This window comes from Curtobacterium sp. PhB128, from assembly GCF_004340725.1.
In the GTDB taxonomy this organism is placed as follows: domain Bacteria; phylum Actinomycetota; class Actinomycetes; order Actinomycetales; family Microbacteriaceae; genus Curtobacterium.
In genome coordinates this window covers 1-18,952 of the sequence record NZ_SLUR01000014.1, presented here as the reverse complement: position 1 = coordinate 18,952, position 18,952 = coordinate 1, and the positions used below count along the sequence as shown (strand labels likewise).

19 protein-coding genes are annotated in these 18,952 nt (G+C 72.4%); 13 read left to right on the top strand and 6 right to left on the bottom strand.

The window, feature by feature from the left end:
- Positions 1–12: 12 nt before the first annotated feature.
- Together EDF23_RS18215 and EDF23_RS18210 are read right to left on the bottom strand one after the other, a co-directional pair.
- Positions 13–666, bottom strand: a complete 654-nt coding sequence (locus EDF23_RS18215) for a class I SAM-dependent methyltransferase (RefSeq protein WP_131922692.1) — start codon at positions 664–666, stop codon at positions 13–15.
- Positions 667–845: 179 nt separating this feature from the next.
- Positions 846–1,595 (bottom strand): FadR/GntR family transcriptional regulator, encoded by a 750-nt coding sequence (locus EDF23_RS18210; protein WP_111086527.1) that lies wholly within the window; start codon positions 1,593–1,595, stop codon positions 846–848.
- A 180-nt stretch (positions 1,596–1,775) separates the two neighbouring features.
- Between EDF23_RS18210 and EDF23_RS18205 the strand changes: the two genes are divergently transcribed.
- The 6 genes from EDF23_RS18205 to EDF23_RS18180 are packed head-to-tail and all read left to right on the top strand — an operon-like array spanning position 1,776 to position 7,961.
- Entirely contained in the window at positions 1,776–3,179 is a 1,404-nt protein-coding gene (locus EDF23_RS18205) for an MFS transporter (RefSeq protein WP_131922691.1), read from the top strand.
- Positions 3,176–4,894: a dihydroxyacetone kinase family protein gene (locus EDF23_RS18200; protein WP_131922690.1), complete on the top strand. Its 1,719-nt coding sequence runs from the start codon at positions 3,176–3,178 to the stop codon at positions 4,892–4,894. The genes EDF23_RS18205 and EDF23_RS18200 overlap by 4 nt, the downstream gene beginning before the upstream one ends.
- 10 nt (positions 4,895–4,904) lie before the next feature.
- Positions 4,905–5,390, top strand: coding sequence for a ribose-5-phosphate isomerase (locus EDF23_RS18195; RefSeq protein ID WP_131922689.1), 486 nt, complete (start codon positions 4,905–4,907; stop codon positions 5,388–5,390).
- Positions 5,390–6,205: a triose-phosphate isomerase family protein gene (locus EDF23_RS18190; RefSeq protein WP_131922688.1), complete on the top strand. Its 816-nt coding sequence runs from the start codon at positions 5,390–5,392 to the stop codon at positions 6,203–6,205. Before EDF23_RS18195 ends, EDF23_RS18190 begins: the two co-directional genes overlap by 1 nt.
- Entirely contained in the window at positions 6,202–7,047 is an 846-nt protein-coding gene (locus EDF23_RS18185) for a sugar phosphate isomerase/epimerase family protein (RefSeq protein ID WP_131922687.1), read from the top strand. The genes EDF23_RS18190 and EDF23_RS18185 overlap by 4 nt, the downstream gene beginning before the upstream one ends.
- Entirely contained in the window at positions 7,044–7,961 is a 918-nt protein-coding gene (locus EDF23_RS18180; RefSeq protein WP_131922686.1) for a phosphogluconate dehydrogenase C-terminal domain-containing protein, read from the top strand. The genes EDF23_RS18185 and EDF23_RS18180 overlap by 4 nt, the downstream gene beginning before the upstream one ends.
- A gap of 80 nt (positions 7,962–8,041) precedes the next feature.
- On the opposite strand, the gene EDF23_RS18175 is transcribed toward EDF23_RS18180, so the two are convergent.
- Positions 8,042–9,580: a hypothetical protein gene (locus tag EDF23_RS18175; protein ID WP_131922685.1), complete on the bottom strand. Its 1,539-nt coding sequence runs from the start codon at positions 9,578–9,580 to the stop codon at positions 8,042–8,044.
- A gap of 80 nt (positions 9,581–9,660) precedes the next feature.
- Between EDF23_RS18175 and EDF23_RS18170 the strand changes: the two genes are divergently transcribed.
- Positions 9,661–10,422: an SDR family NAD(P)-dependent oxidoreductase gene (locus tag EDF23_RS18170; protein ID WP_131881679.1), complete on the top strand. Its 762-nt coding sequence runs from the start codon at positions 9,661–9,663 to the stop codon at positions 10,420–10,422.
- Positions 10,423–10,595: 173 nt separating this feature from the next.
- On the opposite strand, the gene EDF23_RS18165 is transcribed toward EDF23_RS18170, so the two are convergent.
- Positions 10,596–11,552, bottom strand: coding sequence for a DUF1648 domain-containing protein (locus EDF23_RS18165; protein WP_243648980.1), 957 nt, complete (start codon positions 11,550–11,552; stop codon positions 10,596–10,598).
- Positions 11,549–11,899 carry a GntR family transcriptional regulator gene (locus EDF23_RS18160; RefSeq protein ID WP_111086536.1) on the bottom strand — a complete coding sequence of 117 codons (351 nt, stop codon included), beginning with the start codon at positions 11,897–11,899 and terminating at the stop codon, positions 11,549–11,551. The genes EDF23_RS18165 and EDF23_RS18160 overlap by 4 nt, the downstream gene beginning before the upstream one ends.
- 154 nt (positions 11,900–12,053) lie before the next feature.
- Between EDF23_RS18160 and EDF23_RS19395 the strand changes: the two genes are divergently transcribed.
- From EDF23_RS19395 to EDF23_RS18150, 3 genes are all read left to right on the top strand, one after another.
- The gene (locus tag EDF23_RS19395; protein ID WP_159572230.1) at positions 12,054–12,221 is read left to right on the top strand and encodes a hypothetical protein; all 168 of its coding nucleotides are present in this window, start codon (positions 12,054–12,056) and stop codon (positions 12,219–12,221) included.
- A 44-nt stretch (positions 12,222–12,265) separates the two neighbouring features.
- Positions 12,266–13,141 (top strand): alpha/beta hydrolase, encoded by an 876-nt coding sequence (locus tag EDF23_RS18155; protein ID WP_131922684.1) that lies wholly within the window; start codon positions 12,266–12,268, stop codon positions 13,139–13,141.
- Positions 13,142–13,239: 98 nt separating this feature from the next.
- Positions 13,240–13,755 (top strand): hypothetical protein, encoded by a 516-nt coding sequence (locus EDF23_RS18150; RefSeq protein WP_131922683.1) that lies wholly within the window; start codon positions 13,240–13,242, stop codon positions 13,753–13,755.
- A gap of 51 nt (positions 13,756–13,806) precedes the next feature.
- Here EDF23_RS18150 and EDF23_RS18145 read toward each other — a convergent pair whose 3' ends face one another.
- Positions 13,807–15,315, bottom strand: a complete 1,509-nt coding sequence (locus tag EDF23_RS18145; protein WP_165901199.1) for a PLP-dependent aminotransferase family protein — start codon at positions 15,313–15,315, stop codon at positions 13,807–13,809.
- Between the two features lie 34 nt (positions 15,316–15,349).
- Here EDF23_RS18145 and EDF23_RS18140 point away from each other — a divergent pair, with 34 nt between their 5' ends.
- The 3 genes from EDF23_RS18140 to rlmN all read left to right on the top strand — a co-directional run bounded on the left by EDF23_RS18140 (position 15,350) and on the right by rlmN (position 18,530).
- The gene (locus tag EDF23_RS18140) at positions 15,350–16,084 is read left to right on the top strand and encodes a pyridoxamine 5'-phosphate oxidase family protein (protein ID WP_131847526.1); all 735 of its coding nucleotides are present in this window, start codon (positions 15,350–15,352) and stop codon (positions 16,082–16,084) included.
- A 172-nt stretch (positions 16,085–16,256) separates the two neighbouring features.
- The gene (locus EDF23_RS18135; protein WP_131847524.1) at positions 16,257–17,207 is read left to right on the top strand and encodes a C40 family peptidase; all 951 of its coding nucleotides are present in this window, start codon (positions 16,257–16,259) and stop codon (positions 17,205–17,207) included.
- A gap of 90 nt (positions 17,208–17,297) precedes the next feature.
- Positions 17,298–18,530 carry a 23S rRNA (adenine(2503)-C(2))-methyltransferase RlmN gene (gene rlmN, locus EDF23_RS18130; protein ID WP_131922681.1) on the top strand — a complete coding sequence of 411 codons (1,233 nt, stop codon included), beginning with the start codon at positions 17,298–17,300 and terminating at the stop codon, positions 18,528–18,530.
- Positions 18,531–18,952 lie beyond the last annotated feature (422 nt).

Sequence of the window (18,952 nt, the reverse complement as noted above, 5' to 3'; positions counted from 1 at the left end):
CTGCAGCCGTCGTCAGCGCGCGCGGCGGACCAGCACCACGCTGTCGAGGACCTCGTGCGCGTCGCCGTCGGGAGTCGTCGCGGTGCGCGGCCGGAGTTCGTCGGCGACGACGTCCCACGAGCCGTCGAGCTGCAGGGCCGTCAGGTCCTCGTCGGGCGTCGGGAACCGGTACTCCAGCATCTCGGCCGGCAGGTCGTCGCGCGGAGGGGCGGCGTGCGCGGTGACGAGCAGGTGCCCGCCGACCGTGACGAACCCGGTCGCCCGGTGCAGGATCTCCGCGCGGGGGATCTCGACCGGCCACGACTGCAGGAACGACGCCGTCACCAGGTCGAAGCGCGCAGCCGTCTCCCACGTGGCGAGGTCGGCGGCGACGAACGCCGTCCGTTCCTCGACCCCGGCCGACACGGACGCCCGCGAACCGCGCTCGATCGCCGTCACCGAAAGGTCGACCCCGAGTGCGTCCCAACCCTGCTCGGCGAGCCAGACGACGTCGCCGCCCTCACCGCAGCCGAGGTCGAGCGCGCGCCCCATCGGCAGCGCCCCGGCGACGTCGGCCAGCACCGCGTTCACCCGGCCCGACCAGATCCCGTCGCGCTCGGCGTACCGCTGCTCCCACCAGTCGCGGGCCGAGCCGACGCCATCGGTGGTGGTCTCGTGTGCATGCATCCACCCACTCCAGCGCACCCGCCGGGCCCGACCCAAGCCCTGTTGCCGCCCCGGCAACGTCGCACGGTGCGAGGCGGACCCGCACCGTGCCTCCCGGCCGCCCGATCGTGAGCAGAAGATGTCGGGTCGGCGCCACGGACCCGACCATTTCTGCTCACGAAGCGCACGCGCCGCGCCCGCTACTCGGCGGGAGGGATGGGCTCCGCGTTCTCGATGCGGGCGCTCGCCGTGGCCATGTGCTCGTCCATCGCACGCTGCACGGCGGGCACGTCGCCGGCCCGGAGCGCCTCGTAGATCGCGCGGTGTTCGTCGTAGGCGGCCTCCGTGGCCTGGCGGGTCTGGACGCGGCGGCCGACCCACACGCTGAGCATCGAGCGCAGGCTCTGCAGCAGGTCGCCGAGCACGTCGTTCCCCGCGGCCCGGGCGAGCAGGACGTGGAAGCGGACGTCGGCGTCGATGAAGGCCTCGGGGTCGTCGAGGGTGGCCTCCTGCCGGACGAGGTACTCGCCGAGCTCCGCGACCTGCTCGGGCGTGGCGCGCTGCGCGGCGAGGATCGCGACCGTGCGCTCGAGCGACGACCGGACCTCGAGCAGCTCGCGGGTGCGGTTCGAGGCGAGCATGAGGCCCCACGACAGCGTCGTCGGCAGCAGGTCCGAGGTGCCGCCCTGCAGGTACGTGCCCGAGCCGGGCCGGATCTGCACGATCCCCAGGATCTCGAGGGCCGCCAGGGCCTCACGCACGGCGGAGCGGCCGACACCGAGCCGTTCGGCCAGGATCCGCTCGGACGGCAGTCGCGAACCGGGGGCCAGCTCGCCCGCGGTGAGCAGGGACACGAGCTGTCGGGCGACCTCGGAGGCGGGCGACCCCGCGGGCACGGACTCGAGTTCGAGTCGGATGTTGAGGGGATCGTCCGGGCTGAACGCGGGCATGCAGTGAGCGTACCGTTCGGTCAACCGGTTGGGCTTCGAGGCACTCGGGATGGTTTGGTCAACCGGTTGACAAGTCGGATTCGAATCCGCACACTGGACCAGGCGCACCGATGCGCCCGCTCCGTCCGGGCGCAGCAGCACGGGTCGGAGTCGTACCACCCCCACCGAGCAGGAGTCATCGTGGACATCCCCGCCACGCGAGGCATCCCCACCTCGGTCGTCGAGAAGACGGCCATCCGCAAGATCGCGATCCGCATCGTGCCGTTCGTGGCACTGATGTTCTTCATCAACTTCCTCGACCGCACCGCGATCTCCTTCGCGGCCCCGAACGGCATGGAGGCGGACCTCGGTCTCACCGCCGCCCAGTTCGGGTTCGCCTCCGGCGTGTTCTTCATCGGCTACCTCGTGCTCGAGGTGCCCTCCAACCTCGCGCTCCACAAGTTCGGCGCGCGCATCTGGCTCGCGCGCATCATGATCACGTGGGGCATCGTCTCGCTGCTCTTCACGTGGGTGCAGAACTACCCGCAGCTCGTCGGGCTGCGCTTCCTGCTCGGCATCGCCGAGGCCGGCTTCTTCCCCGGCGCGATCCTGTTCCTGTCGACGTGGGTGCCCGCCCGGCACCGCGGCAAGATGCTCGCGCTGTTCTACCTGGCCCAGCCCCTGACGAGCGTCATCGGCTCCCCGCTCGCCGGCTGGCTGATGACCCACGAGGGCATGCTCGGCGGCCTGGCCGGCTGGCGCTTCATGTTCCTGTGCGTCTCGATCCCGGCGATCATCGTCGGCGTCCTGTGCCTCTTCGTGCTCAAGGACAAGCCGTCGCAGGCGAAGTGGCTCGACGAGGACGAGAAGGTCTGGCTCGAGACGACGCTCGCTGCCGAGAGCGCCGCAAAGGGCGGGGGAGACGGGCACGCCAAGGGCGGTCTCCGTGCGGCGTTCGGTTCCGGCCGCGTCTGGATGCTCGCCGCGGTGTACTTCGGCTTCATCTACGGCCTCTACGCACTGAGCTTCTTCCTGCCGACCATCATCGACGGCTTCCAGGAGCAGTTCGGCACCACGTTCGACCTGTTCCAGAAGGGCATGATCACGGCGATCCCGTACGTCCCCGCCGCGGTCGTCCTGTACTTCTGGTCGCGTGACGCCTTCCGCCGTGGCGTCCGGGTCTGGCACATCGCCGTCCCCGCGCTCGTCGGTGGCCTGAGCATCCCGGTCGCGCTCTACATGAACAGCCCGGCCGCCACGATCGCCGTCATCGCGGTCACCGCCTGCGCGATCTTCGCGGCGCTGCCGAACTTCTGGACGGTGCCGACGCAGTTCCTGACCGGTGCCGCCGCTGCCGCGGGAGTCGCGCTCATCAACACGATCGGCAACCTCGGTGGGTTCGCCGCCCCGTACATCACGGGCGTCGTCAGCGGGTGGACCGGCGGCTACCAGGTCCCGATGTTCATCGTCGGCTTCTTCATGGTGCTGTCGAGCGTGCTGATGTTCGTGCTCGGTCGGAACACCAAGCGGAACGAACGACGGGACGCCGACGCTGCGGCGCAGGCCACGAAGAACACGACCACGACCCAGGAGAGCCACGCATGACCCGCCTGTTCAACGACCCGGCCGACTTCGCCGACGAGATGGTCGACGGCTTCGTGGCCGCGAACCAGGCCCGGGTCCGCAAGGTCCACGGCGGCGTCGCCCGCTCGACCACCAGCCCCGAGGGCACCGTCGCGCTCGTCGTCGGCGGTGGCTCCGGCCACTACCCGGCCTTCGGTGGACTCGTCGGTCACGGCCTGGCAGCCGGTGCGGCGATGGGGAACCTGTTCGCCAGCCCGAGCGCCCAGCAGGTCACGGCGGTCGCGAAGGCGTCCGAGCACGGCGGCGGGGTGCTGCTGAGCTACGGCAACTACGCCGGCGACGTGCTCAACTTCGACGCTGCGGCGCGGGCACTGGCCGACAGCGGGATCGACGTCCGCACCGTGCGGGTGACCGACGACGTCGCCTCCGCCCCGAGCGCCGAAGCCCACAAGCGCCGCGGCATCGCCGGTGACCTCTGCGTCTTCAAGGTCGCCGGTGCCGCAGCGGAACGCGGGGACGACCTCGACACGGTCACCGCGATCGCGACCCGCGCCAACGACCGCACCCGCAGCTTCGGCGTCGCGTTCTCCGGCTGCTCGTTGCCCGGAGCCGACGAACCGCTCTTCACCGTCCCCGAGGGCCGGATGGCCATCGGGATGGGCATCCACGGCGAGCGGGGCATCGCCGAGGCCGACGTCCCGACGGCCGACGGCCTGGCCGAACTGCTCGTCGACAAGCTGCTCACCGAGCTGCCATCCGGTGTCGTCGTCGACGGGGCACGCGTCGTCCCGATCCTCAACGGCCTGGGCAGCGTCAAGTACGAGGAGCTCTTCGTCGTCTTCGGCGCCGTGCAGCGCGGGCTCACCGCGGCCGGTGCCGTCGTCGTCGAGCCCGAGGTCGGCGAACTGGTCACGAGCTTCGACATGGCCGGCGTCTCGCTGACGCTCTTCTGGCTCGACGACGAACTCGAGCAGCTCTGGGGCGCCCCAGCCGACAGCCCCGCGTTCCGCAAGGGCGGTGCCGTCCCGCAACAGCCGGTCGCACCCGAGGCCCTCGCCGCGGACGAGCAGGCACCGGTCACGCCCGGCACCGAGGCGTCGCAGGCGTCCGCCGCCCGGGTCGCCGAGGCGATCACGGCCATCCGCACCACCATCGACGACCACGCCGACGAGCTCGGTCGCATCGACGCCGTCGCCGGCGACGGCGACCACGGCATCGGCATGCAGCGCGGCTCCACCGCCGCGGACCGCGCCGCTTCGGACGCGGTGACGCGCGGCGCCGGCGCCGGCAGCGTCCTGGCGATCGCCGGAGACGCCTGGTCGGACAAGGCCGGTGGCACGTCCGGCGCGATCTGGGGAGCCGCCCTGGAGGCACTGGGTCGCGTCCTCGGGGACGCGTCACGTCCGACCGCCGCCACGGTCCAGAGCGCGGTGCACGCCGCCACCGAGGCGGTCCTCGCCTTCGGAGCCGTCCCCGGCGACAAGACCATGGTCGACGCGATCGTCCCGTTCGACCAGGTCCTCACCGACCGCGTCGCGGCCGGCGACGAGCTGGTCCGCGCCTGGTCGGCCGCGTCCGCCGCAGCGACGGCCGCCGCCGATGCGACCGCCGACCTGTTGCCGAAGATGGGCCGCGCCCGCACCCACGGCGAGGACGCGGTCGGCACCCCCGACGCCGGCGCGATCTCGTTCGCCCTGATCACCGCCGCGGTCCTCGCGACGCTGGCCGAGAAGTAAGGAAGCCCCCATGACCGAGCAGCAGTTCCGCATCGTCGTCGGCTCGGACGACGCCGGGTTCGACTACAAGGAGATCATCAAGGCCGACCTCGCGAAGGACCCTCGCGTGGTCAGCGTCACCGACGTGGGCGTCGACGCGGACGGGCACACCGCGTACCCGCACGTGGCCGTCGACGCAGCGCGACTCGTCGCGTCGGGTGAAGCGGACCGGGCGATCCTGATCTGCGGCACCGGCCTCGGCGTCGCGATCGCGGCGAACAAGGTCCCCGGCATCCGTGCCGTCACGGCGCACGACTCGTTCAGCGTCGAGCGTTCGGTCCTGTCGAACGACGCCCAGGTCCTCTGCATGGGCCAGCGGGTCGTCGGCGTCGAGGTCGTCCGCCGGATGGCTCGCGAGTGGTTGGGCTACACGTTCGACCCGTCCTCCGCCAGCGCGTCGAAGGTCGCCGCGATCTGTGCCTACGACGGCTCGGCCCCGGTCGGGACCGACGCCTGATGCCGGCGACCACGGCGGCGGCCCCGATCACGATCGGGGTGTCGCTCAAGATGTACTTCGGGCACGCCCGGACGCTCGAGTGGGCGGCCGCCGTGGCCGACATCGCCCGGACCCACCCGGCGGTGCAGTCCGGCGCCGTCGAACTCTTCGTCATCCCGACGTTCCCGTCGCTCGTGCCGGTGCACGCCGTGCTCGAGCGCACCCCGGTGCTCCTCGGCGCGCAGGACCTGGCATGGGCCGACGAGGGTGCCTTCACGGGTGAGGTGTCCGGCCGCGAACTCCGCGAGGTCGGGGTCGACCTGGTCGAGATCGCGCACGCCGAGCGTCGCTCCCTGTTTCACGAGTCCGACCAGGACATCGCCGGCAAGGTGCACGCCGCCTTCCGCAACGGCCTGCGTCCCCTCATCTGCATCGGTGAGACCGACCGCGCGGCCGACGGCGACCCGTCCGCTGCCGTCGCCGAGGTCACCGCGCAGCTCGACCGCTTCGTCGCGACGGCGGTAGCCGACGGACTCGCCGGGCCGGTCATCGCCGCCTACGAGCCGGTCTGGGCCATCGGCGCACCGCAGCCCGCTCCCGACGAGCACATCCTCGCCGTGCTCGCGGGCATCGAACAGCACCTGGCGAACCGGCCGGAGCTCGCCGGTTCGGTCGTCATCTACGGCGGCAGCGCCGGGCCTGGTCTGCTCACCCGGGGACAGGGCCGTATCGGTGGCCTGTTCCTCGGCCGCTTCGCCCACGACCCCGAGGCGATCCGCACCATCCTCGACGAAGCCGAGGCGCTGGCCGCGACGCAGGACGGAGCACCGGCGTGACCTCCCTGCTCGGCCTCTCCACCTACGCCTACTTCTGGCGCATGTCCGACCGTGTGCTGGCACCGCTCTCCCTCGACGATGCCCTGCGCGATGCCGCGGCCCACGACGGCGTCGACCTGTTCCAGATCTGCGACCACCTGCCGCTCGACACCGCGTCGGACGACCGGCTGGCCGCGATCCGGACGCTGGCCGACGACCTCGGGCTCACGCTCGAGGTCGGCACCCGCGGCACCGACCCGGCGCACCTCGCCCGGTACCTGCACATCGCGCAGGTGCTCGGTGCGACGCTCGTCCGGTCGATGTGGACGAGCGGCGACGACCAGCCGGACGCCGCCGAGACCGAACGCCGTCTGCGCCAGGCGCTCCCCGCCTACGAGGCGGCCGGGGTGACGCTCGCCCTCGAGACCTACGAGGTCGTGGCCACCGCCGACCTCGTTGCGGTCGTGCAGGCGATCGGCTCCGACCACCTCGGCATCTGCCTGGACCCGGCGAACACCGTCGCACGGCTCGAACACCCCGCCGACGTCGTCGCGATGACCGCCCCGCACGTCGTCAACTGGCACGTCAAGGACTCCGGGTTCACCCGGTCGCCGGGGTGGGTCGGGTTTCAGTACACCGGCGTCCCGATGGGTACCGGGGTCGTCGACCACGACAGCATCCGCGCCGCGATCGACCCCGACGCCCGGGGGATCAACCGCGTCATCGAGTTCTGGCTGCCCTGGCAGGACGAGCACGCGGGCGCCGACCCACGACCGGGCGAGACGCCCGCACAGACCACCACCCGCATCGAGGCGGCGTGGACCGAACACACCATCGAGCACATCAGGAGCAAGGAATCATGACCGACACCGTCACCACCCCCCACACCGTCGCTGCCGGATCCGGTACGGCCGACGTCACCGTCGCCGTGATCGGTGCCGGCGGCAAGATGGGCACCCGCGTCTCGAACAACTTCGCGAAGAGCGAGTACACGACGCTCTACAGCGAGGCCTCGCCCGCCGGACAGGAGCGCATCCAGGCCCTCGGCCGGTCACTCACCGACAGCGTCGAGGCCGCCAAGGTCGCCGACGTGGTCATCCTCGCCGTGCCGGACGTCCTGCTCGGCACCATCTCGGAGCAGCTCGTCCCGGTCATGAAGTCGGGTGCCAGCATCCTGACGCTCGACCCGGCCGCCGCATACGCCGGACTGCTCGCCAAGCGCGAGGACATCCACTACGCCGTGGCGCACCCGTGCCACCCGTCGGTGTTCCTCGAGCGCACCACCAAGGCCGAGTGGGACGACACCTTCGGGGGCATCGCCGCCCCGCAGGAGGTCATCGCGGCCTTCGACGCGTCGGAGTCCCTCGGTGACCAGGACGAGCGCGCCAAGGCGATCGCCGAGGCCGTCATCACCACCATGTACGCGCCCGTCATCCAGGTGCACTGGGTCACCGTGAAGCAGCTCGCCGTGCTCGAGCCGACCCTCGTCGAGACCATCGCCTGCATGATCGGCGACTTCCTCAACGACGCCCTCGAGGAGACCGTCACCGGTGTCGGCGTGCCCCGCGAGGCCGCCCGCGCCATGCTCTACGGCCACACCTGGATCGCGCTGACCAACGGCCTGCGTGGCTCGAACCCGTTCTCGGACGCGTGCCACATCGCCATGGGCTACGGCCGCGAGAAGCTCATCAAGGAGGACTGGAAGCAGGTCTTCGACGACAGCGAGCTCGACAGCGTCATCGCGAAGATGCTCAAGATCGACGCCGTCCGTCGTTGACGTTCGTCTGACCCGCCAGAGCGACAGATTCCCGCCGACCATCGGCGGGAATCTGTCGCTTTCGCGGTACTCACCGCCCGCTATCCCGGCAGCCGCCCGCCGCGGGGCCCCCAGGCCTCGGCGAGGGTGATCGAGGCGACCCCCGGCACCGTCAGCGCCTTCACCGACGCCGCGAACCACGCCCGCGCCGCCGCCGAGTGCTGCGCCGGATCCGTCGCGTCCGCCACGAACTGCGGCCCGTACCCGGCCTCGACCGTCGCATCGGTCACGACGGGGCGCGCGGAGGTCGCCACCGCGTTGAACCGTGGCCGCAGCGTCACCGGTCCGACGTGGAGCGCCCTGCCGGCGGCCAGCCTGGAGGCGCTCATCACCACCCAGCGCTGCATCCGGATCGACTCGGTCACCTGTTCGGGCGACCGGTCGTGCATCTGCGGCGTCACGCTGAAGGTCAGGGGACCGTCCCAGTCGCGGAACAGGTCGACGGTCCGGTTCAGCTCCGTGAAGTGCGCGCGCGTGCCCGCCACGACCTCGAGGTCGCCGGCAGCAGCCGCGGCGTCGCGCAGGGCCTGCTGCAGCGCCGGGGTCGTCACGTGCGAGGTCGGGTCGAACGCGCCGATCCGCACGACCGCGCCCGAGTCGAGCACGTCGTCGATCGCGGCACGCAGCCGATCCGGGTCGTCGGTGACGAACCGGACGTCGAGCGGCCCGCCACCCGCGTCACGTCGCGCCGAGGCCAGCACGGCCCGGACGTTCGGATCGCCGAGCACGGGTTCGACCAGGACGACCGGCTCCGCCAGGACCGGCACTTCGAGCGGCGCCGCGGTCGGGCGCCCAGCGGCCGGGGCCGAGGCAGCGAGCAGCTGGAGCGTCGGCGGCGGGGCGACCACGGCGGTGGGAGCCGGCCCGTCCAGGATCGTGAGGTCCGGGGCGGGGGAGGCCGTGCCTCCCGGTCGGTCGTCCGTCGTCGCGCGCAGCGTGAGCGACTGGCGGACCACGGAACCCGCGTCGAGCGCGACGGGGAACGGTTCGGACAGCGGCGTCGAGTAGGTCTTGAACGAGGCATCGGTCCAGTTGCGCTGGTCCTCGGTCTCGAACACGTCGCCGGCCAAGTCGAGCGTCAGCGCGACCCGACCCGTCGACCAGTCCAGCCCCGACAGGTCGGCGGCCGGCTGGTGCGGCGCGATCCAGGTCGGGAACGCGGCCGCGGTGGCGGTGCCGGACGGGTGCCGTGCGGTGAACGGCACGCCGGCGAGGGTCGGCGGGTGGAGCACGACCAGGCCGATGCGGTTGCGGCGGAACGGCGTCGTCGTGGTGCCGACCGCGTCGACGTGCAGGATGGGGCCGTCGACGGTGACCTCGAGGACGTACCGGAGCACCTCGGTGCCGTCGTAGCGCGCGCTGGCCTCGATGCGGAGCCGCCCGCTCGTGCTGTCGGCGTCCGTGTCGGTCGCCTGGGTGTGCACGATGTCGTCGGCGGTGCGCCAGTCGTGGTCCCGCGTCACGAACCGGATCGCCCGCAGGACCGGTTCGCCGTCGTACGCGAGGTCGGCGAGCTCGGCACCGCGCAGCGTGAACCGCCACGCGCCGATCGACACCCTGCCCATCGACGTCACAGTCATGGCTTATGACTACCACCGGTCAACCGGTTGGGCAATGATGGGTCCGTGGAGCGACGACGCTCCCAGGACGGAGCGCCCGCATGACCGCACGACTCGACCACAGGACCGCACTCGTCACCGGGGCGGGCTCCGGCATCGGCCGTGCGATCGCGGACCGGTTCGTCGCCGAGGGAGCGCGCGTGGTCTACGCCGACCGGGACGCGACGGCGGCGGGCACCGCAGCAGCGGCAGCCGGCGCGCTCGCGCTGCCGCTCACCATGGACATCGCCGACGAGACCAGCGTCGCGGCCGGGTTCGCCGCCCTCGCGGAGCGCGACCTGACGCCGAACGTGGTGGTCGCGAACGCCGGCGTGCAACTGTTCGGCCAGGACGCTGCGGTCGCGGACGTCTCGCTCGACACCTGGAACCGCACGGTCGCGGTGAACCTGACGGGCACGTTCCTGACCGTGAAGCACGCCGTCCGGGCGATGCTCGCGGCCGGCGGCGGCGGGTCGATCATCGCGACGGGCTCACCCACCGGGCTGAACGGCGAGGGTGCGGACTTCGCGGCCTACTCCTCGACCAAGGGCGGCATCCACTCGCTCGTCCGCGCGACCGCGATGGCCTACGCGCGGGACGGCATCCGGGTGAACACCGTCGTGCCGGGCTACACCGAGACCGGGCTCGTCTCGGCGATCTCCGGCGACCCCGAAGCGCGGGCCGCGATCGTCGCCCGCACGCCCCTCGGCCGCCCCGGGACCCCCGACGACGTCACCGGGATCATGGTCTACCTGGCCAGCGCGGAGTCGTCCTACGCGACGGGCGCCGAGTTCCGCGTCGACGGCGGCATGACGAGCCTCTGACCGCGGCGGCGCGCGGCGGGGCCGGGCGGGGCCGTTCCGCGAAAGCGACAGTGTGCCGCCAACGGTTCGCGGCACACTGTCGCTTTCGCGAATGTGACGGCGCGCGGCCGACGAGATCTGTCGCCTTCGCAGCACGCACCTGCACCCCGACCGGGAGGCCCGGCGCAGTCCCGTCAGGCCGGCGTGCGGTGCGCGAGCAGTGCGCCCAGGGCCGCGGCCCCGCCCGCAGCGTCCGGCACCGTCACCATCCGTGCCTGCCCGCCGCGGAGCCGTGCCACGAGGCCCGGCCCCGACCGCACCACGTACGCGACCCCGCGGCCGGAGAACCGGTAGCCCCAGCCGCCCCACTGTCCGGGCGAGACGTCCTCCCACCCGCAGGACTCGATCCGCTCGAGCGGGACGCGCATGAGCGGGATGCGGGTCCAGGTCGAGGTCAGCCGCATCCCACGCCGGTCCACGGTGAGCTCGACCCGGGCGAGCACCAGCACGGCGAGCCCGGCGACGACCAACACCGCTCCGGACGCGACGGCCGTACCGATGCCGACCGGGGCCATCGCGAGCCCCGTGCCGATCCCGAGTCCGACCACGACGGCCCCGAGCGCCGCGAACCAGCGACTGCCGATGCGGGCGCGCCACGCGACCCGTGTGTCCGATCCGATGCGCAGCGGTTCGACGTCGTGCGCGGGCACCGGTGGAGCCGACCGGACGAGCGCGACGACCGGCACCGCGGCGATGACCGCGCTGACGGCCAGGAACGGCACGGTCCACCAGCCGGACAGCGTCCCGTCGCCGACGGTGTTCGTCGCGGCGAGCACGATCCAGGCGGTGCCGAGACTGCCGGCGAACAGGTTGGCGACGAGCACCAGGGTGGCGGCGGTCCGGCGGTCGGGCATCCGCAGCGCCGCGAACGCCAGGGCAACGGCGCCGGCGGTCACCGCGAGCGTGATCCAGAACACCGGCCAGGGCGAACTCCAGCCGTCCGCGGTGCCGTCGGCCCCGAAGTGCACGGCCATGCGGTCGGGCAGGGTCTGCGCGGCGAGGAGTGCCGCGACCACCAGGGCCAGCAACACCACCATCCCGGGTGCCACCACAGCCAGGCGCGTCCTTGCGTGCATCGGTCGGTTCGTCATCGTGCCCCCTTGATCATCGTGAACAGGTCGTCGAGCGGGACCCCGAGCGTGTCGGCCTGGTCGCGCAGCTCGTCCACGAGCGTGCGCAGCCGGTCGAACGACGCGTTGCCCGATCGCAAGACCGTTGCTCCGCGACCCCGCCGCAGTTCGATCAGTCCGTCGTCCTGCAGCTGCGCGTAGGCGCGCAGCACCGTGTGCATGTTGACGTCGACCGCGGCGGCGAGGTCGCGCGCCGACGGCAGGCGTTCCCCGCTCGCGAGGTCTCCGCGTGCGATCGCGTACCGGATCTGCGACGCGACCTGTTCGGCGAGCGTGGCCCGTGCGGTCGGGTCGACGGTGATCAACATGTTCGCATTGTATGCGAACAATCCCGCCGTGGCGAGGGTGCTCGTGTCGCGCTCTCCGGCCTTTGGCCATGGAACGCAGGCCCCCGTCCGGGGGTACGGCGTCCGGGTACTTTCGGCTGCAGCGAACCACTCGCTATTCAGGGAGAAAACCACGATGACGAACTACGAATCCGCCGACGGGGTGGAGCCCGTCCAGGTCACCACCTACCGTCTCGTCCGCAAGGCCGCCCGACGTGGTTGGGCCGTGCCCACCGACGAGGCCGAACCGTCCCTCGCCGACCTCGTGAGCACCCGCGGCTCCGCGCGCCCCGAGGCCCGCTGACCCCGCCACCGACGCCGCACGGGGGCCAGCAGTATCGTCGGCCCATGCCCCCTTCGACCCGAGCGGTCACCCGTGGCGTCGAGGTCGGGATCCGAGGCTCCGACACCGGCGTCCCCGTACTGCTCCTGCACGGCAGTCCCGGCGGGATCGACGTCGCCGAGCTGATGGCGGCGTTCCTGCCGTCCGAGGACTTCCGGGTGGTCACGGTCTCACGGCCCGGCTACCTCGGCACCCGGCTCGACGCCGAGCGCCGCACCATCGACGACGAGGCCGACCAGCTCGCCGGCGTCCTCGACGACCTCGGCATCGACCGCGCCGGTGTGCTGGCGTGGTCTGGAGGCGCCCCGGCCGCGTACCGACTGGCGGTCCACCACCCGGACCGGATCAGCGCGCTCGCCGTCGCCTCCGGGGTGTCCGGTCGCTGGGTCCCCGGGCCGGCGGGACCTGCCGAACGACTCGTGACCGACACCGCGTTCGGCGCTGGTCTGGCAGCGGCCGCTGCGCGCATCGCCCCGGCTGCCGCGGCACGCGCTGCGGTGGCCGGCGTGAGCACCCTGCGCGGCGGGGCCCTGCGGGAACACGTCGCTGGCGTCCTGGCCGACCCGGAGCGGCGGGCGTTCCTGCTCGGCCTCGCCCGGACCGGCAACGCGTCCGGGCCGAGGCGCGCCGGCTGGGACAACGACGTGCGCCAGCTCGCGGCCGTCGAGTCGCTCGACCTCGCTGCCGTCCGGGCTCCGACGCTCCTGGTGCACGGCGACGCCGACACCGAGGTCCGACCGGACGACAGCACCCGCGCCGCCGCAGCGATCCCCGGCGCCGAGCTCGTCACGATGCCGGGTGGCACGCACTTCGCACTCTGGGACCACCGCGATGCCGCCGCCGTGCAAGCACAGGTGCGCGCACACCTGCAGCGACCCTGACCACCGGCTCGTCCGCTTGCTCACGATCCGGTATCGACGAGGTCTCGATCGCGACACGACGCCCCGTGCGTGACCACGGCGCTGCCACGATGGCGGGTGTGGCTTCTCTCCGACTCGCACTGCCCCTGGTCGTCGGCGCACTGCTCGCATCCGTCGCCCTGTCGTCGTGCTCGGCCGACGCCTCGTCGGCCCCGGCGCCGACCTCGTCGAGCGCTCGGTCGGCGGACGCAGCGGTGGACGCACCGGCGGCGTCCCCCACGGTGGACCCGATGGAGGAGGACCGAAGCGCCGCGGCCGTCTGCGGGCAGATCAGCGCGCTGTCGACGATCGCCCTGAACGCCTCGGACGGTCGTTCCCGCGGTGCCCTGACCGATGCGCAGTACGGGGCGCTGATCGCGGCGGAGCGCTTCGGGTACGAGCACCTGTCGAGCACCGACGAGCGGCTCGACAACGCCATCGACTACGCGCTCGAGTACCTCGACGCCCACCCGGCACCCGCGTCGGGGCCGGCGCTCCAGGACAGCCCCGAGTGGGAGCTCGTCGGGCGCACCCTGAACACCGCGTGCCAGCAGGCCGGATCGAACGTGGTGGCGACCGCTCAGTCCGGCGGCTGATCGCGACTCGTCCGGCGGCCAGAGCGCATCGGGGCACCAAGAACACCAGGGTCACGCAACGGTCTCGGTCCGCTCGACCGACGCGATCAGCGCATCGAGGGCACGGTCGAGCTCCGGCACCGTCACCGCCCCGTACCCCAGCACGACCCCGGCCGGCGTGCTGCCCGGAGCGATCCCGTACTCCTCGAGCGTCGAGACGAGCACGCCGGCACCGGCCATCCGCGCCGCGACCTCCTGCCCGGTCGCCGGACCCGACCACACGACCACCGCGTGCAGTCCGCCGGTCAGCGCACGGGCCTCCAGTCCGGCGACGCCGTCGAGCCGAGCCGCGATCCGGGCGCGACGGTGCGTGTAGTCCCGCCGGACCCGGCCGAGGTGCCGGCGGAGCGCGCCGGTCCGGAGCAGGTGCGCGAGCGCGATCTGCACGGGCTCGGCGACGACCGCGCCGCGGGCGCGACGGGCAGCGAGCACCGCGTCGGTGACCCCGGCCACGGCCACGGACCCGGACCCGGCCACGGACCCAGCCCCGACCGGCACACCTGCCGCCCCGGGCAGCACGACGTAGGAGCAACGCAGGCGTGGGTCGAGCGTCTTCGAGAACCCGCCGACGTGCAGCACCACCCCGTCGGCGTCGAGCGCTGCGAGTGCGGGCACGGGGCTGCCGCGGTGCCGGAACTCCGAGTCGTAGTCGTCCTCGACCACGAGCGTGCCCGTCGCCGCAGCCCAGGCGAGCAGCCGCTGCCGTCGAGCCACCGGCATCACCGAGCCGAGCGGGTACTGGTGCGTCGGCGTGACGAGCACGACGTCGACCGGCGGGGCTGCCGTCAGGGCGTCGAGGTCCATCCCGTCGTCGTCGAGCGGGATGCCGACCACGGTCCCGCCCGCGCTGAGCACCGCACGCTGACCGGTCCGGTACCCCGGGTCCTCGACCGCGAACACGGGGGCGCGACCGAGGTGCACGCGGAGCGCCTCGGCGACGAGCGACAGCGCCTCCGAGGTCCCCGCGCTCAGCAGCACCCGGTCGACCGACGGGGCGAACCCGCGGCTCAGGCCGAGCTGTGCCACCACCTGCGCTCGGAGCTCCACCGTGCCGAGGGGGTCCGCGACCGCGTTCCGCAGTGGGGCGTCGGCCGCCGCCCGCCAGGCTGCGCGCCAGTCCCGCTGCGCGATCGCGGTGACGGCGGGGACCCCGGGGCGGCAGTCGATGGTCCGGGCGGCGGCGGCCGCCGCTGACGCCGCCGCTCGAGCACACGGGTCCGTCGCCAGCAGCAAGTCCCCGACGACGGCGCCGCCCCGGCCGCCCACGCCGCCCACGCCAGCCGACGCGACGACCCGCGCCACCGCACCGTGCCGCGTCCGGATCCAGCCCTCGCCGTCGAGCTGGTCGTACGCGGCGACGACCGTTCCGCGTGCGACGCCGAGCTCGGCGGCCAACGCCCGGGTCGAGGGCAGCGGATCGCCCTCGCGCAGCGTGCCGTCGTGGACCATCCGTCGGATGCGGGCGACGACCCCTGCGGTCTTGCCGGACTGGTCCACCACGATCACCTCGATCTGGTCCACGCACCGGACCACTGTCGAACCTAGCGTGGCCCGCATGACCACCCCCAACCCCGCCGACGGCCCCGACCTGCGGGTCCGCCGCATCCGCGAGCGCCAGTCCGACGACCCCGCCGTCCTCCGGGCGATCCTCGCCGAAGCACATCTCGCCCACGTCGGGTTCGTCCGCGGCGGCCACCCGATCGTGCTGCCCTTCCTGTGCGGCGTCGGGGACCTCGGCGCCGGCCCGGTCCTGCTGCTGCACGGCTCGACCGGCGGCGGCCTCTTCCTCGGAGCAGGGGCCGCCGGCGTGCGGGTCGCAGCGACGGTCACGCATCTGGACGGGCTCGTGTTCGCCCGTTCGACCTTCGACAGCTCCGCGAACTACCGCAGCGCAATGATCGCGGGTGCCGCGACGGTGGTGCCGCCCGAGCTCCGCACCGAGGCGCTCTGGCAGGTCTCCGACCACCTCATGCCCGGCCGCCGCGACGAGGTCCGCGAGATGACCCCGAAGGAGGTCCGCGCCACCCAGGTCCTGCAGCTGCCCCTCGACCGCGCGAGTGTGAAGGTCCGGTTCCAGGGCAACGGCGAGTCCGCGGACGACGGCGAGGACCACGCGGTCTGGGCCGGCGTGCTGCCGCTCGCGGTCCGCGCGGGCGTCCCGGTACCGGGGGACATCTCGGGGGACGCCCCGGTCGACGCGTCCGTCGTGGCGCTGGCGGCTCGCCTCGACCGGCTGTCGTCCGACCGGGAGGCCCGGATCGCCGCCGTCATGCGGGTCGTGTCCGTCTGAGCCTGGGTCTTCGAGCCCGTGGGCGCGGATCCGCCGCATCTGAGCGACCTGCGAGGACCGCCCGTTCCTGTGACGAGCCGCAGGAACACTCCGGGACTGCCCAGCCTCGATCCGCCCCGTGACCAATACGTTACTTTCCGGATCGCCCAGCGGTCCCGACCCGGAAGGACCCATGGGACGCCACGCCCTGCCTGCAGCAGCCGAAGACCGACAGCCCTCGCGAGGGACCCCGCACACCGCGGTGGAACCCGCTCCGGCGTCTCCGCAGCCGCAGCTGTCCCGTCCCCGTGGTCGTCGCTCGGCCCTCGGTCCCGCTGCTGCCCGGGCCACGTTCGTGGAGCACCCGAAGCCGACCCGCACCGTCCGGATGCAGCCGCGTCCGCTCCCAGTCGCTTCGAGCGCCGGTGCGGCCGTCCTGGGCCGGAAGGCCGTCCTGCGTGCCGAGCGGGCCGTCGACCCGCGGCACATCCGCCGCACCGCGAACGCCAAGCGTGCCGCGATCCTGCTCGCGCCGGCGATCGCCGTGACCTCGAGCCTGACCCTGGCCGTGCCGGCGAACGCGGCGACCCCGGTCGAGACGCAGCAGGGCACGACGACCTCGCAGGCCGCGCAGACCTTCACCGTGGCGCACGACGTCAAGGTCCCCGTCGTCACCACCGACGGCATGACCACCACGACCACGGTCGTCTCGTACCCGACGCTCGACCTGCGCTTCGGGGTGACGACGGCCCAGGCGCAGTCGGCCCTGTCGGCGGCGCTGTCCGCCGGCGGCGACCGCGCCACCATCGTCGAGACCGCCCTGCAGTACATGGGGGACCCGTACGTCGAGGGCGGCGCGAGCCACGAGGGCATCGACTGCTCCGGCCTGACGATGGTCGCGTACGCCGCGGTCGGCATCCCGCTCGTGCACTACGTGCCGACGCAGGACGCCGCGGCGACGACGATCCCCGAGTCCGAGGCGTTGCCCGGCGACCTGGTCGTGTACGACGACGAGGACCACGTCGGCCTGTACCTCGGCCAGGGACTCGTGCTGCAGGCCCCGCACCCGGGCGAGGTCGTCGACATCGTGCCGATGTACTCGGCCGCGCACCACTTCGCGCGCCTGCTGCCCGCCGGCAGCTGATCCGACGCAGGCGGGGCCGTCGACGGTGACCATCCCGGCCACCGGAGGGTCCGGCACCGACGTGTCACGGGCCTCCCGTATCCTGGCCTGATGGCTTCCGACACCCGTACCCCGTTCGAACAGCAGCAGTCTGCTCGTCCGCAGGTGCGCCCGCGCACCGAGGGCTGGAAGCAGGCGACCGACACCGACGGCCGTCCGCTGCTGCAGTTCGCGTCGCCGAAGCGCGGCAAGCCGCCCGTGCACCTGGCCGACCTGACGGCCGAGGAGCGCGAGGCCCGCGTCAAGGAACTCGGGCTGCCGGGCTTCCGCGCGAAGCAGCTCGCGACCCACTACTTCACGCACTACACGTCCGACCCGGACAAGATGACCGACCTGCCGGCCGCCCAGCGCGAGCAGCTCGTCGCCGGGATGCTGCCGCCCCTGCTGACCGAGACCCGGCGGCTGGCGACGGACAACGGCGACACGATCAAGTTCCTGTGGAAGCTGCACGACGGTGCCCTGGTCGAGTCGGTGCTCATGCGGTACCCGGGTCGCATCACGCTCTGCGTCTCGTCGCAGGCCGGCTGCGGCATGAACTGCCCGTTCTGCGCCACCGGCCAGGCGGGGCTGACCCGCAACATGTCCACCGCCGAGATCATCGAGCAGATCGTCCGGGCCAACGTGGCCATCGCCGCGGGGGAGCTCGGGGGCGATCCCCGCAAGGGCGGTAAGGACCGCGTCGACGCCGAGCGCGTGACGAACATCGTGTTCATGGGCATGGGGGAGCCGCTCGCCAACTACAAGCGGGTGATGGACGCCGTGCGGTTGATGGTCGCGCCGCAGCCGAACGGCCTCGGCATGAGCGCCCGTGGCATCACCATCTCGACCGTCGGGCTGGTCCCCGCGATCCTCAAGCTGGCGGACGAGAACATCCCGGTGACCTTCGCGCTGTCGCTGCACGCCCCGGACGACGAACTCCGCGACGAGCTCATCCCGGTGAACTCGCGCTGGAAGGCCGACGAGGCGATCGACGCCGCGCACAACTACTACGTCAAGACCGGCCGCCGTGTCTCGATCGAGTACGCGCTCATCAAGGACATGAACGACCACGCCTGGCGTGCGGACCTGCTCGCCGAGAAGCTCAACAAGCGCGGCAAGGGCTGGGTGCACGTCAACCCGATCCCGCTCAACCCGACGCCGGGCTCCGTGTGGACCTCGTCCGAGGTGCACGTGCAGGACGAGTTCGTCCGCCGGCTGAACGCCGCGGGCATCCCGACGACCCTGCGCGACACCCGCGGCAAGGAGATCGACGGGGCCTGCGGGCAGCTCGCTGCAGCGGAGTAGCCCCGGCGCCGACGGGCACTCCCGGGCCGACACGCCCGGGAGGAACCACGGTTGGCGAGGCCCCCGGAGCGTGTGTAGTGTTACCTCTCGTTGCCACGGCGGCGGAGAACGGAACGGCTGAGACGGTCACTGGGTTTACCCGGGGATCTTGTCCGCCACGGTTCTTCCCCGGGCAGCGGATTCACCAGCCTCTCTGGCGGAGCATCTTCGGGTGTCGAGTGGGGGAGTGCGTCTGGTCCTTGAGAACTCAACAGCGTGCACATTGTCAATGCCAATTTATTGATTGACCTCGTGCCTGGCCTTCCTTCGGGTTGGTTGGGTTTGAGACAATTCCTTTTGGATTGAAGATTGTCAGTAGACAGTCAACAGTCAGAATCAACTCGGTCTGATGCCCTTTGGGGTGTTGGGTCTGTATTTTTTTA

What these genes read in the sequence shown, in the direction of transcription:
- EDF23_RS18135 (WP_131847524.1), top strand. Translation starts at nt 16,257, where the DNA reads ATGGGACGCCACGCCCTGCCTGCAGCAGCCGAAGACCGACAGCCCTCG.
- EDF23_RS18155 (WP_131922684.1), top strand. Translation starts at nt 12,266, where the DNA reads ATGCCCCCTTCGACCCGAGCGGTCACCCGTGGCGTCGAGGTCGGGATC.
- EDF23_RS18215 (WP_131922692.1), bottom strand. Translation starts at nt 666, where the DNA reads ATGCATGCACACGAGACCACCACCGATGGCGTCGGCTCGGCCCGCGAC.
- EDF23_RS18200 (WP_131922690.1), top strand. Translation starts at nt 3,176, where the DNA reads ATGACCCGCCTGTTCAACGACCCGGCCGACTTCGCCGACGAGATGGTC.
- EDF23_RS18190 (WP_131922688.1), top strand. Translation starts at nt 5,390, where the DNA reads ATGCCGGCGACCACGGCGGCGGCCCCGATCACGATCGGGGTGTCGCTC.
- EDF23_RS18180 (WP_131922686.1), top strand. Translation starts at nt 7,044, where the DNA reads ATGACCGACACCGTCACCACCCCCCACACCGTCGCTGCCGGATCCGGT.
- EDF23_RS18165 (WP_243648980.1), bottom strand. Translation starts at nt 11,552, where the DNA reads ATGACGAACCGACCGATGCACGCAAGGACGCGCCTGGCTGTGGTGGCA.
- EDF23_RS18195 (WP_131922689.1), top strand. Translation starts at nt 4,905, where the DNA reads ATGACCGAGCAGCAGTTCCGCATCGTCGTCGGCTCGGACGACGCCGGG.
- rlmN (WP_131922681.1), top strand. Translation starts at nt 17,298, where the DNA reads ATGGCTTCCGACACCCGTACCCCGTTCGAACAGCAGCAGTCTGCTCGT.
- EDF23_RS18140 (WP_131847526.1), top strand. Translation starts at nt 15,350, where the DNA reads ATGACCACCCCCAACCCCGCCGACGGCCCCGACCTGCGGGTCCGCCGC.
- EDF23_RS18175 (WP_131922685.1), bottom strand. Translation starts at nt 9,580, where the DNA reads ATGACTGTGACGTCGATGGGCAGGGTGTCGATCGGCGCGTGGCGGTTC.
- EDF23_RS18170 (WP_131881679.1), top strand. Translation starts at nt 9,661, where the DNA reads ATGACCGCACGACTCGACCACAGGACCGCACTCGTCACCGGGGCGGGC.
- EDF23_RS19395 (WP_159572230.1), top strand. Translation starts at nt 12,054, where the DNA reads ATGACGAACTACGAATCCGCCGACGGGGTGGAGCCCGTCCAGGTCACC.
- EDF23_RS18160 (WP_111086536.1), bottom strand. Translation starts at nt 11,899, where the DNA reads ATGTTGATCACCGTCGACCCGACCGCACGGGCCACGCTCGCCGAACAG.
- EDF23_RS18210 (WP_111086527.1), bottom strand. Translation starts at nt 1,595, where the DNA reads ATGCCCGCGTTCAGCCCGGACGATCCCCTCAACATCCGACTCGAACTC.